Here is a 12,925-nt window from a genome sequence, read left to right as displayed (position 1 = left end):
CCCCAAGCCTGTCACGGTAGGCTGAGAGCCGCCTGAAAAACCTTTGACAATCGGCTGAGAGCTGAGTCCGTTTAGGTGTCAGGTTTTGGGTGTAGGGTGGGCTGCGCCCACCATTAAGGAGACTGTTTCCCAGTAGGGTGGGCTGCGCCCACCATTAAGGAGACTGTTTCCCAGTAGGGTGGGCTGCGCCCACCATTAAGGAGACTGTTTCCCAAACGTTGCTTCAGAAGGTGGTGTACTGCTGAATGGCGGTAATGAGATTGTCTGGGGTGCCAATGTCGAGGTAGGTCCCCTGGGGAAAGGGTTCGGCCTCGACCTGCAACCCAGCTTCGAGGGCGGCGTGGATCACATCGCCAATGGGGGTTTCGGTGTAGGGGGGTAAGGCTGTGAGGCCATGGGGGGCGCGATCGCCAATCAGCTGCCGTTGCCGATCCATAACAAATCGGTGCAAAAACTCGCTAAAGCTGGGCCGCCAGGCGGCGATCGCCCACATGTAGGGCAAATGGGTCAGGTTCGATTTTTCATAGATGCCGACCACTTTGCCCGACGTCTGATCAAAGTCCACCACTCCTACCTTGTCGGGTTGGTCCGTGGGAAACAGCCCCAGCACCACATCTCCCTGGCCCTGATGCAAACGCCGGACCAGCCGTTGATAGGCATCCCTGGGTTGAATCAAAATGTCGGGAAACCCCATCACCACCACGGCCCCCTGCAGAAAGGGATAGGCCTGGTTCAGGCTGAAGGGCACCCCAAAGGGCACATGCACCGTCAGGTAAGCCAGCCGCAGGCCCAGGTCAGACCCATCGCCTAAAAACTCAGGAATATCCCACTTACCGGGGCGTAAAATCAAAAATGCTTCCTGGGCGCCGCCCTGCTGCATGGCGTCTAGCAGATAGTGGCAGGCCACTTTGGGGCGGGGGCCAACTTTGTCCGCGACGGTTCGGAACCCTAGGGGGAATAGCTCCTTACTCATGGGCAGAGGAGAGATGCGGCTTCCCTGCCCAGCGGCGGGCACTAAACCAACAATACGCTCAGGTTGAATCATGGTGGTCGCAGGCTAAAGAGGGCCAGCCAATCCCTGAAAAGGTGATGGCTAGACAATTTATGTCATGAATGCCCAGCTTAGCCAATGGGCTGACCATAGACAAACCTCAGCCCCTGTGGAGAGGCTGAGGCGCATTGGTCGTTCCATTTATGGTCGTTGCTGAGAATATAAGCTTTAAATATAAGAGACTGATAAGAGTGACGGGTCAAATCTGCTACGGGCATAGCCTCCCCCTGTAAGGAAGACGCCGCGACCACGACTCTAGATCATCGGTAGCTTGACCGTGAAGGTGGTGCCCAACCCCACCCGACTGGTAACAGCCAGGGTACCATTTTGCAAGTCCACAAACTGCTTGACGATGCTCAGCCCCAGGCCAGTGCCAGGGATGTTGCTGACATTGCGGCCCCGGTGAAAAGGCTTGAACAAATCGCGGCGATCGCTGGGGGGAATTCCCATGCCCTCGTCTTGCACCCGCACAATGGCATAGTTTTGCCGTTTAGCCAGCTTCAAAACAATCCCCTTATCTGCTGGGGTATAGCGAATGGCGTTGGACAGCAAGTTCCCTAGAATCGATCGCAGCAACCGCTCATCCAGGTGGGCTATGCACTGCCGACTACGACAGGCAAACTGAATCGGGGTCTGGCTCCGACGATAATCCGGTGCTGCCAATAGGGTCTGGCAAAAGTCCACCAGATCCAGGGGTTGAGGGTTAACCTCCAGTACTTTGGCTTCAATCTTGCCAATCACCAGAATGTCGTCAATCATCTGGGTCATGCGCTCCACATTGGCATTGATTGCCAGCAGGTAGTCGGTTTTTTCGTCGGGGCGCAGTTGGGTGTCGTAGCGGTTGAGGGAAGACACCGACAGGGCAATGGTGTTAAGCGGGTTACGAAACTCATGGCAGACCATGGAGACGAACCGCGATCGCATATCACTGAGCTGTTGTAACTGTTGGTTAGCCGTTTGCAGTTCAGCAGTACGTTCCTGCACCTTGTGTTCCAGCTCCTCGTTGGCCCGTTGCAAAATCTCCTCAGCCCAACGCCGCTGGGTAATATCGCGAAAGGTGACCACCGTGCCAATCAGTTGCCCCTCTTCGTCTCGCATCGGGGTACTGATATATTCCACTGGAAAGCTGGTGCCATCTTTGCGCCAAAACACCTCATTGGTCACCCGTTTTACACTACCGTCCTGAAAAGCGGCATAAATTGGGCAAGCTTCCCGGTGGTAAGGACTGCCATCGGCAAAGGAGTGATGCAGTACCGCATGCATGGATTGGCCGATCAATTCCTCCATAGACCAGCCAATCATCTCAGCGGCAGCCGGGTTAACGAACGTGACATTGCCATCCAGATCCAGCCCATAAATACCTTCACCCACCGCATTCAGAATCAGGTGGTGCTGACGGCGTAAGTACTCCAGTTCATGATCCAGCGGCGCAGCCGCAGCAGACCTTGGCGGAGACTTTCGTTGGGGCAACCAATAGGTTTGGGTCATCGTAACAGTGGGCTAACGCAAAAGTACTGATGATTCAACGTCGGATCAGTCGCATCGGTGCATGGGGGACATCGACCTCAGGAATGTATCGCGGTACACAACTAGCCAGCCCCTTAAGGTTTACTAAAGAAGAGTAAAGTCGTCAACCCACAAGTTTAACGATATGCCTTCGGACTTGGCCTGCCATTTTTAGTCATGATATTTTTCGTTGTGTTTTGATATTAAACCAAATCCCAGTCCAGACCTGGAATTTTGCCTGTGGGAAAACTCCAGATTCCAAACTGGACTTGGTGTACGACACTGGTAAAGGCAACAAAATGGGATAGACCCGCTAGAGGGATAGACCTTAGGCTGTTTATTTTGGCGACAAAAGTTGATGTTTCCTGGAGTCGTCGTGAAGACCATTTTAGTTATCGAGGACGAATCTCAAACCCGTAATATTTTTCTTAAGTGCCTGGAGTTTGAAGGGTTTCAAGCAGTGGGAGCCAGCGATGGCACCACAGGGGTAGCCATGGCTCAACAACATTCCCCTGATCTGGTGGTTTGTGACATTATGATGCCCGATATGGATGGGTATTCAGTACTGTCTACCCTACGAAAATCTCGTCAAACGGCACTGATTCCGCTAATTTTCCTCACAGCCAAAGTCACCATGGCAGACCTGCGCCAAGGGATGGAACTGGGGGCCGACGACTACCTGACCAAACCCTGCACCGTAGAGCAATTTCTGGCCGCGATTAATAGTCGGCTACAGCGCCAGGAGCAGCTTTCCCAGCTCTATGGAATCGGAGCAACCAGTCCCGCCGGGGAAGATGGGAAGTGCGGCCGTGATGGACACAGTGGAAAGGACAGAGTTTGGTCATTAACAGGGATTTTCCCAGACGAGCCAAACTTGGCCGGGGTGTTTCAGTTCATTGAAGCCCACTACCATCAGTCGATTAGCCTGAACGATGTGGCCCAGGAAGTCGGATATTCCCCGGCTTATTTAACCAATCTGGTGCAGTCCCAAACCGGCCGCACCGTCAAACAGTGGGTGATTGAGCGGCGCATGGCCCAAGCTAGAACGTTACTTACCAATACGACCCAGTCAGTGCGATCCATTTCAGAGGCTTCTGGCTATAACGATGCAGGCTATTTTACTCGACAATTTCGTCAGTTCCATGGGCTTTCCCCCCAGGCTTGGAGACAGCAATCTGTAACAGAGCTAACCAAATAGCAATCGATTTTAGAAACAAGAAGTAAGTTCAAAAGAAAATCCCATTAAATTCAAAAAAAGCTCCAATGCGATCCTTATTTAATCTTGATAGGGTTGGTACCAACTTACTTTTATCCAAGCCTAAGTTATTAGCTGGGGCATGAGCCCTGCCCCAGTGCAAAGTTGTTTGGATAGGCGTCTAGGGCTGACAGAGAAAAGGTTTTTGTCGCATTCAACTATCCATTTATGGTCATATCAGCAGTAGCAAAGTCGCTCAGCGACTGGAGCAGTTTGAGTTGCACATCCCCTTCCCTAATGGTGCCGGGGCAGCCCTGTAGGGTGTGTGGCCAGGTGCACTTTAGCCAGGATCACTCGGCCTTTATGGCCACCATGCCCCAAGACCCGGTGGACATGGTGGATGATCTGGTGAAGATGGGCATTTACAAGCAGAACCAACTGCGAGCCGCCGATCACGTCAATGCCCATGAGCTGCGCAAAGCCCTGTTTCTGAAGCGCGTTGGTCGAGGTGACCCCCAGCGGGAAAAACTGATTCTGGCCCTGTGCAAGCAAGCGGGCGGCTTGGAAAATGCCTTTGCAGCGGCTTTTGGCCCTCAGGCAGGGCTATTCTTCGCCGACTCAGTGCGTAACAGCGCCACTACCCGGCGGGAATTTATGAAGAATATGGCTGTGGGGGCCGCCCTGGTCACCCTGGCCAGCTGCGCCAATGGCGGCGGTCCGGTGGCTGAAGATGATGCCGATGCCCCGGTAGACGTTAGCGATTTGGAAAAAACCGATATTCAAGTGGGCTTTATTCCCATTACCTGCGCTACGCCAATCATCATGTCGGAGCCCCTGGGCTTTTACGACAAATATGGGTTTAACGCCACCGTAGTCAAGATGCCTAGTTGGGGAGCGGTGCGTGATTCAGCGATCGCCGGTGAACTAGACGCTTACCACATGCTGGCCCCCATGCCCATCGCTATGACCCTGGGCTTAGGCTCTGATAGTTTTGGGGTAAAGCTGGCCAGCATTGAGAACATCAACGGCCAGGCCATTACCATTGCCGAGCGCCATCAAGGCAATGTTAACGGCCCCGAGGATTTTCGTGGGTTTGTGATTGGGGTACCCTTCCCCTATTCCATGCACAATTTGCTGCTGCGCTACTACCTGGCTACGGGCGGCCTAGATCCTGATGTGGATGTGCAAATTCGCCCCGTCCCCCCACCGGACAGCATTGCCCAGCTGATCGCTGGGGACATCGACGCCATGCTGATGCCTGATCCCTTTAACCAACGAGCTGTGTACGAAGGGGCGGGCTTTATTTATATGCTGACCAAGGACCTATGGGATGGTCATCCTTGCTGCGCCTTTGCCGCCAGTGATGATTGGATTGATGCTAATCCAAACTCGTTTAGAGCTTTGAACAAAGCGATTATTGAGGCTGCAGGCTATGCCCAAGACCCAGCCAATCGGCCTGAAATTGCCCAAGCTATTTCCACCCGTGCCTTTTTGAACCAGCCCGTAGAAGTTGTCGAAGCTGTGCTCACCGGCAACTTTGACGATGGCCAGGGGAATACCCTATCGGTGCCCGATCGCATTGGTTTTGATCCCTACCCCTGGCAGAGTTTTGCCAAATGGATTTCGTCTCAGTTGGTGCGCTGGGACTTGCAAGGAGATGGCAGGGCCGCCCAGCAAATTACCGCTGACAGCTATGAGCAGGTGGGAGAAGAGGTGTTTCTCACCGACCTAGCCCGAGAGTTGGCCCAGGAGCTGGGGCAAAACCCACCCACAGAAACCGACCGGCAAGAAACCCTAGCCTTTGATACCTTTGACCCTGCCGATCCAGAGGCCTATGTCCAAGAGCAGATCGACCAGTTTGGGGTCTAGGCCCGCTTGGAGGCTAGGAAAAATGCCATTGCACCACAACAGAGGTACCTACTATGGCGCTGAGTAACGCTACACCTACTGGGATTATTCCCCCCCAGCCAAAGGAACCACTTTGGCAAAACGAGAATATCAGAGCCTTTGGCCTATTTATGCTGACCCTCGGCCTATTCCTGCTGTTTTGGGAAGTGGGAGCGCGTTCGGGTTGGTTTGTCAGGGGCGTACCCACAGCCAGCGAGACCATTCAGGAATTCTGGTGGTGGGTGACTAACCCATTCTTTGACAATGGCCCTAATGATCTGGGCATCGGCTGGAACTTGCTGATTAGCCTGCGCCGGGTGGCCATTGGCTACATTCTGGCCACATTAGTAGCCGTGCCCCTAGGGATTTTGATTGGCATTTCGCCAGTGGCCTACAAAGCCTTTAATCCCTTTGTTCAACTACTGAAGCCAGTGTCGCCCTTGGCCTGGTTGCCCCTGGGTTTGTATCTACTACGCGATTCTGAAAAGACCGGCATTTTCATTATCTTTATTTCTAGCATTTGGCCGACGCTGATTAACACCGCCTTTGGGGTTGCCAGCGTTGATAAAGATTATCTAGATGTAGCCGATACCCTAGGGGCCTCTCGCCTGCGCACCATCGTCAAGGTGATTATTCCGGCGGCATTGCCCAACATTGTCTCGGGGCTACGGATCAGCATGGGCATTGCCTGGTTGGTGATTGTAGCGGCTGAAATGTTGCTGGGGACGGGGTTGGGCTATTTCATCTGGAATGAGTGGAACAACCTGTCGATTCCTAACATTTTGGTGGCCATTTTCATTATTGGTCTGGTGGGGCTGCTGTTGGACAGCCTGTTTGCCGCCCTCGAGAAGTTTGTTGCATTTGGTCGAAACTCATGAGAACTGCACCTGTGAACATCGTTCCTGCTACGGACCAGCGGTCGCCGACGGCTCAGCTGTCTATCCGTAACGTTACCAAGGTATTTCCGGGCAAAAAGGGCGTTTTTAACAAGCTCACTGGCAAGACCAAGGGAGACTTTGTGGCGATTCAGGACATCAACCTGGAAATTGAGCCCAACACCTTTGTGTCGATCATCGGCCCCTCGGGTTGCGGCAAATCTACCTTGTTGAACATGATTGCTGGGCTCAGCCCCATCTCGGGCGGCGAAATATTGCTGAACGGGGTGCCGATTACTAAGCCAGGACCAGACCGGGGCATGGTGTTTCAGAACTACGCTCTGATGCCGTGGATGACGGTGGAAGAAAACCTGCGGTTTGCGGTGGAAACGGTTGACCCCAAAATTTCCCAGAAAAAACGCGATCGCATTCTCAAAGAGTACATCCAGCTAGTCGGTCTCACCGGGGCCGAACGCAAGCACCCCCACGAACTCTCGGGGGGGATGCGGCAGCGGGTGGGCATTGCCCGGGCGTTGGCCATTGACCCCCAAATGCTGTTGATGGATGAGCCCTTTGGTGCCCTAGATGCCCTGACCCGGGGGTTTTTGCAAGACGAAATCGAGCGCATCTGGGAACAGCAGCGCAAGACCGTGATTATGATTACCCATAGCATTGAAGAGGCGCTGCTGCTCAGCGATCGGATCGTGATGATGACTCGGGGGCCAGCGGCCCGGGTCGATGAAATTCTGGAGGTGCCGTTCCCTCGGCCCCGCAACCGAGAAACCATCGACCAGCACCCGGCCTACCACGACTTGAAAGTTGAGATGGAGAGCCACCTGTTCCGCGAAACCCGAGCGGTGGAGGCGGCCCGAGTCGGCACGTAGGGGCAGACCCTGCAACCCACCCCGCCCTGCGGGCACCCCTCCCAGGAGGGGACAGCAGCCTTTATCTCCTCCTGGGAGGGGTAGGGGTGGGTTCATACCCCGCCGCCCTCTCCCCCAGGGAGGGGGGCCGGAATTGCACAAAAGACGTACTCAAGAGGATCTAACTATGACCGTTCCTGCCATTACCGAAAAATTGCTGGCAGCCAAGAAAGCCGCTGGTCTCAGCTTTGCCGACCTAGAAGCCAAAGTCGGCTGCGATGAAGTGTGGATTGCCTCGGTGTTTTACCGCCAGGCCAGTGCTTCTAAAGAAGAAGCCACCAAGATGATTGAAGCGATCGGAGCGGATGCCTCGTTGATTGAGCCCCTGACCGAGTGCCCGGTCAAGGGGTCTCTGGAACCCGTGATTCCCACCGATCCGCTGATCTATCGCTTTTATGAAATCATGCAGGTCTACGGTATGCCGATCAAAACCGTGGTGCATGAAAAGTTTGGCGATGGCATCATGAGCGCCATCGACTTCACTATTGACGTAGAAAAAGAAGAGGACCCCAAGGGCGATCGCGTCAAAATCATCATGTGTGGCAAGTTCCTGCCCTACAAAAAGTGGTAATTTTTCGTTCCCTGTCTCACAAGCATCATTGGGCTGTTGGCCATGGCTAACAGCCTTTCCTATGGCCAATGGCCTTCAATCCTGCCTTTGAAAGACCGTTTTTCGGTTTTCTATCTCCACGTTTGGTTCTTTTGTGACGGAGTATTGTTATGAGCCCGAAACCCCTGGTGCCACCCTTTGACCGGGAAACTGCGATCGCCAAAGTGCGCATGGCCGAAGACGCCTGGAACAGCCGCGACCCCGATCGCGTTGCCCTGGCCTACACGGAGGATAGCCACTGGCGCAATCGGGCGGAGATTTTTCAGGGTCGGGAGGCGATTCGCGCCTTTTTGCAACGCAAGTGGGACAAAGAGCTGGACTATCGACTGGTAAAAGAAATGTGGGCTTTTGGGGACAACCGCATTGCTGTGCGCTTTCAGTATGAATGGCATGATGATGCCGGGCAGTGGTACCGGGCCTATGGCAACGAAAATTGGGAGTTTGCTGAAAACGGGCTGATGCGGCGGCGGGAAGCCAGCATTAACGATAAACCCATCGCTGAGTCAGAGCGGCGGTTTCACTGGGATAGCTCTGGCCCTCGCCCCCAGGACCACCCAGGGCTAATCAACTCCCCGGTTTAGGCGAAATACTCTAGAGCATCGGTACAGACTGCCAAGATCCCAGGGTTCTTAGGCTGATTGGCCGCGAACTTTAGGACATCTCAGGGCAGAACCCTGGGATCTGTACCGGCGTTCTAGCAGCAATTTTCCGTATCGCTTTTCTGTCTTAGCTAATCCGCCCAGGCTGAGTCTAATTGACCAGGCAGGCCGCTAGTCAAAGCTGTGGCAGAGCCACTTAGATACGTGCCCAGGCAGAGTCCGGGCACCAGAAAATCTAATCTCCATCACTGCCCTCCACCAGTGCCCTAAACCGCTCATCGTCGCGCAGGGTATCCCAAGAATCGGGGTCGTCACGTATCAGTTCTCTGTACTCAGGCACGAGATCGATCGCAGCCTGTAGTTGATTGATCGTAGTTTCAATGTCATCAGACATCATAGCTGCTACGAAATGTCCCCAGGCTTCAGGATTTTTTTGAATCAGCGATTGATGCTCTGTGACAAAATCTTGATACTCTTGAATCTGAGCCTGCCAAGCTTCAGGATCAAAAGGGTCACCTTCAGAATTTAAGCTGGCAGCAGTTTGCTGCATCAGTTTTTGCTGAACTTCTGATAGCCCTCCTTCCAGTGCTCTCTGAAAATTCGTTTGAATTTGATTAAAAACTTTTGGGTCGGCCATAGACATGGCTAAGGCCTGCTGTGCTGCAGCAAGTTGGCTTGAGTCACCCATTTGTAACCGCACCAGGGCACGCTGAGCGATTAGTTGCTGGTTCTCAGGTTGTAACTCTAAGGCTCTATCAAAGTCTGCTAAAGCCTGATCTAATTGACCATTGGCAAAGTAAACATTTCCTCGATTCAGTAGTGCTGGATAGAAGTTGGGTTTGATATCTAAGGCGGCTTCACAGCAGTCAATCGCTTCTTCAAAGCATTCTAGAATCAATAGCACTGCTCCTTTATTGACAAGCGCATCGGGGTAGTCGGGCTTGATGTCTAAGGCATGGTTGTAGAAAGTGATCGCTTCATCATTGCGACCTGAAGCAGATAGCGCATTCCCTTTATTGAGAAGTACTTTAGGGAAATCGGGGTTGATATCCAAGACACGATTATAATAGGCAAAGGCCTCTTCCTTTTGGCCCAAAACCGATAACGCAAACCCTTTGTTGACAAGCGCTTCGTACTTGTCTGCTTCAATCTCTAAGGCGCGGTCATAGCAAGCAATTGCCTCCTCTAAACTCTTCAAGCTAGCTAACGCAACCCCCTTATTAACAAGCGCTTCAGAGATATCCGGTTTGATGACTAAGGCACGATCGCTGTAGGTGATTGCCTCCTCAAAGCGTCCTAGGGCTAATAGCACATTCCCTTTGTTGACAAGTGCCAAGTAGTCGTTTGGGTTGATGTTTAAGGCGTGATCGTAGCAGTCGATCGCGCTATGTGTTTGGCCTAGTGCCAATAATGCATTACCTTTATTAATAAGCGCCAGATGATTTTTAGGGTTAATAGCTAAAGTCAAATCGTAGCAGGAAATCGCTTCCTCAAAGCGTTTCAGGGCCAATAGTGTATTTCCCTTGTTATTGAGCACTTTGGGGTCATCGGAGTTGATGTCTAAGGCGCGGTCATAGTAGGCAATAGCCTCCTCCTCGCGGCCCAAGCTATATAACGCTAACCCTTTGTTGTTAAGCGTGATGGGAACATTAGATTTTATGGCTAAGGCGGAGTCATAGCAGGCGATGGCCTCCTCGAAGTGGCCCAAGCTATATAGTGACCACCCCTTGTTAAGAAGTGCTTCAGAGACGTCAGGTTTTATAGCTAAAGCGCGATCGCAACAGGTGATTGCCTCCTCAAAACGACTCAACTCAGCTAGTGTGTTTCCTTTGTTGACAAGCGCTTCTGGAAAGTCAGGCTTAATGAGTAAAGCACGGTCGTAGTAAGTGAGCGCCTCCTCAAAGCAGCCTGATTGAAATAGTGCCCATCCTTTGTTGAAGAGCACTTTGGGTTCGTTGGGTTCAATGGCTAAGGCGTGGTCGTAGCAAGGAATTGCCTCCTCATAGCGTTCTAAACTAGTTAATGCAACTCCCTTGTTGTTAAGCGCATTGAAGGCGTCAGGCTTAATATCTAAAGCAAGGTCATGGCAGGCGATCGCTTCCTCATAATGTCCCAAGCAAGCCAGTGCCCACCCTTTGTTAACAAGCGCATTGGGGACATCAGATTGGACGGCTAAGGCGCGATCACTACAGGTAATCGCTTCTTCATAGCATTCTAAACTAGCTAGCGCATCCCCTTTGTCGATTAGTGCACTAAGGTCATCGGGGTTGATGTCTAAAGCACGGTCGTAGCAAGCAATCGCTTCTGAGAAAGCCTTTTCCTGATAAAAGGCACCTCCTAATTTACGAACAAAAAGGTTAATGCCAAATTCTGCTGTTTCTTGTACTAGAATTTCATCTGCTAGAGTTTTAGCCTGTCGCAACCAAGGTAAGGTTTGGTCATCGGCACTTTGTTTAGCTTTGTACAGTAGCGCTGCAAACCGAGCTAGACCTTCAAATTGGTTAGGGTTCATTAAACAGGTGGAAATGGACTGATCAACCCCCGCTTTACTGAGCCCCAATACAGTTAACAGCGTCTCAGTTTTTATATTTAGTAGGAGAGAGTCTTTTTCTAACACAGCCCAGCCATAATTGATAGCTGGACGAATATTCTGCAAAAACCGCTGGGTGTTGTATTTCAGGAGAGGGTGGCTAGCGAGTTCAAACTCAGCCTCGATCGCTCTGAGCGGAATCTGCACCAACTCATCTTTCCCAAAGTAGCGAGCTTCTAGTAGATGGCTGAGGAAAATGGTTTGAACATCGGCTTGGCGGGTAAACAGCAGGTGGTACAGGTAATCGGCCCGTAAGTTCAGCCAGTCGGGGTTCTGATACTTCTCTGAGGTTGGGGTGTCGGGATTAACCTCTTGGTCTGACAGGCTCTCAAAATACTGAGCCAGTTGTTGATGAATATTGTCTCGATCATCCTGGGCCAGGGATTGACGAAAAATATCGCGGGCGACGTCGTCCAGTCGCCAGTGTTGACCAGCGGGCTCCACAAAAGATAATTGGGTCAACCAACCGAAACAGTTTTGCCGCTCATCGGCGGCGGTGGCAAAGTCCAGGTCGTGCTGCTCGGTCAGGTAGCGAATCAGCTTAGAGTTAAACCAACAGCAGCAGGCGGCCAGTTGCACCAACAAGGTTTGCGTCTCGTTCAGCCCCTGCAATAGCAGCCGCACGATTTCCTGGTTGCCCTGAAAGAAGTCAGGCGTTTGCCCCTTTTCCGTTTGTTCACGAATCCAGTTGAGGTAATAGGGCAGCCCCTTGGTGACTTGAAAGATCTGCTCCACCTGGGCGGCATCGGTTAGGTTAATCTGGCTCAGGTAGTCCTTGGTTTGGGCCAAATCAAACCGCTCGATGGTGCGATCAAAAATGGCATTACGGTCTTGGTGCAGCTTCCGCCAGCCCTCGGTGCGACGAATGCAGTGCCGTCCTGCGATCACCAGGCGCGTGCTACTGGTGGCGATGTCTGTATTGCCGAGCAGGGTGCGCCATAGCCAGGTATCCACTGTAGAGGGTACTTTCTCGTAGGTATCCAGCACCAGAATCAGGGGTTGTTGCTGGGCTTGCTGGCTCAACCCCGCCGCAAAGGCTTGGGTCAGTTGGGGCAGGGGCTCTAGCATTAGCGTTTGCAGTTCCTGGTTGCGTCGGGTGGCCCGGTGTTGGTTCAACAACTGCTGCATACTGTCTCTCAAGGACAGCCCTGCCACAGTGGCATCCACTACGCGCTCGACGCGCTCGGGCGTTATTACCTTTTTGCCCGGCTCTGGTAAGAGCCATTCCACGCCCAATTGCAACAACTGCTTGACCTGATCCACCTGTTGAGAGTCAACTGTCCCGCGCCCTGAGACAGGCTGGGTTTCAAGCTGGTGAACCGTTTCAAAATACAGGTCATACTTATCCCAAAATGGGTCGCGATTCCAGGCATCTTTGCCAACGATTTGCCCATAGAGCTTCGCCATTAGGGGAATAGGCTGATCAATTCCTTCTGTGAGGCCAAAGGAAACTGTCGCTACCCTAGCTTTATCCTGATGGGCTTCTTTTACCTTGCGGGTCAAGGTGGACTTGCCCACGCCGCCAATGCCATAGACATGAAACACCACCGGATGCTCGGCAGGCGCTTTCAGGGCCGCCTCTAAAGCGGCAAGAAAAGCTTCTGCTTCTGGGCGCGAGACATAGGGGAGTTGGGTCATTAGTAAGCTGGAGGCAATGCCCCTCGATTTTAGCCTCGGTGACCCGGAAAC

9 protein-coding genes are annotated in these 12,925 nt (G+C 52.7%); 6 read left to right on the top strand and 3 right to left on the bottom strand.

Features of this window, described 5'->3' with window-relative positions; translation table 11 throughout:
• Nucleotides 1-223 precede the first annotated feature (223 nt).
• Together E1H13_RS03955 and E1H13_RS03950 are read right to left on the bottom strand one after the other, a co-directional pair.
• A complete protein-coding gene (locus tag E1H13_RS03955) occupies nt 224-1,045 on the bottom strand; it encodes a sugar phosphate nucleotidyltransferase (protein WP_206070004.1) in 822 nt (273 codons plus the stop codon).
• 261 nt (nt 1,046-1,306) lie between these two features.
• Nucleotides 1,307-2,539, bottom strand: coding sequence for a PAS domain-containing sensor histidine kinase (locus tag E1H13_RS03950; protein WP_169612097.1), 1,233 nt, complete (start codon nt 2,537-2,539; stop codon nt 1,307-1,309).
• 394 nt (nt 2,540-2,933) lie between these two features.
• Here E1H13_RS03950 and E1H13_RS03945 point away from each other — a divergent pair, with 394 nt between their 5' ends.
• The 6 genes from E1H13_RS03945 to E1H13_RS03920 all read left to right on the top strand — a co-directional run bounded on the left by E1H13_RS03945 (nt 2,934) and on the right by E1H13_RS03920 (nt 8,628).
• The gene (locus E1H13_RS03945; protein WP_169612096.1) at nt 2,934-3,755 is read left to right on the top strand and encodes a response regulator; all 822 of its coding nucleotides are present in this window, start codon (nt 2,934-2,936) and stop codon (nt 3,753-3,755) included.
• Nucleotides 3,756-4,049: 294 nt separating this feature from the next.
• Nucleotides 4,050-5,621: an ABC transporter substrate-binding protein gene (locus E1H13_RS03940; protein ID WP_240966444.1), complete on the top strand. Its 1,572-nt coding sequence runs from the start codon at nt 4,050-4,052 to the stop codon at nt 5,619-5,621.
• A 53-nt stretch (nt 5,622-5,674) separates the two neighbouring features.
• Nucleotides 5,675-6,517: a nitrate ABC transporter permease gene (ntrB, locus tag E1H13_RS03935; RefSeq protein ID WP_169612094.1), complete on the top strand. Its 843-nt coding sequence runs from the start codon at nt 5,675-5,677 to the stop codon at nt 6,515-6,517.
• A gap of 11 nt (nt 6,518-6,528) precedes the next feature.
• The gene (locus tag E1H13_RS03930; protein WP_347404117.1) at nt 6,529-7,398 is read left to right on the top strand and encodes an ABC transporter ATP-binding protein; all 870 of its coding nucleotides are present in this window, start codon (nt 6,529-6,531) and stop codon (nt 7,396-7,398) included.
• A 166-nt stretch (nt 7,399-7,564) separates the two neighbouring features.
• Nucleotides 7,565-8,008 (top strand): cyanase, encoded by a 444-nt coding sequence (gene cynS / locus E1H13_RS03925; RefSeq protein WP_169612092.1) that lies wholly within the window; start codon nt 7,565-7,567, stop codon nt 8,006-8,008.
• A 149-nt stretch (nt 8,009-8,157) separates the two neighbouring features.
• Nucleotides 8,158-8,628: a nuclear transport factor 2 family protein gene (locus tag E1H13_RS03920; protein ID WP_169612091.1), complete on the top strand. Its 471-nt coding sequence runs from the start codon at nt 8,158-8,160 to the stop codon at nt 8,626-8,628.
• 253 nt (nt 8,629-8,881) lie between these two features.
• Here the strand turns inward: E1H13_RS03920 and E1H13_RS03915 are convergent, their stop codons facing one another.
• Nucleotides 8,882-12,874: a tetratricopeptide repeat protein gene (locus E1H13_RS03915; protein ID WP_169612090.1), complete on the bottom strand. Its 3,993-nt coding sequence runs from the start codon at nt 12,872-12,874 to the stop codon at nt 8,882-8,884.
• Nucleotides 12,875-12,925: the final 51 nt, after the last annotated feature.

It is taken from the genome of Nodosilinea sp. P-1105, assembly GCF_012911975.1.
Lineage (GTDB): Bacteria > Cyanobacteriota > Cyanobacteriia > Phormidesmidales > Phormidesmidaceae > Nodosilinea.
This window is presented reverse-complemented; position numbering and strand designations above follow the sequence as displayed.

Coding starts and splice junctions, on each gene's coding strand:
- E1H13_RS03955 (WP_206070004.1), bottom strand. CDS start 1,045: ATGATTCAACCTGAGCGTATTGTTGGTTTAGTGCCCGCCGCTGGGCAG.
- E1H13_RS03950 (WP_169612097.1), bottom strand. CDS start 2,539: ATGACCCAAACCTATTGGTTGCCCCAACGAAAGTCTCCGCCAAGGTCT.
- E1H13_RS03940 (WP_240966444.1), top strand. CDS start 4,050: ATGGTGCCGGGGCAGCCCTGTAGGGTGTGTGGCCAGGTGCACTTTAGC.
- ntrB (WP_169612094.1), top strand. CDS start 5,675: ATGGCGCTGAGTAACGCTACACCTACTGGGATTATTCCCCCCCAGCCA.
- cynS (WP_169612092.1), top strand. CDS start 7,565: ATGACCGTTCCTGCCATTACCGAAAAATTGCTGGCAGCCAAGAAAGCC.
- E1H13_RS03920 (WP_169612091.1), top strand. CDS start 8,158: ATGAGCCCGAAACCCCTGGTGCCACCCTTTGACCGGGAAACTGCGATC.
- E1H13_RS03915 (WP_169612090.1), bottom strand. CDS start 12,874: ATGACCCAACTCCCCTATGTCTCGCGCCCAGAAGCAGAAGCTTTTCTT.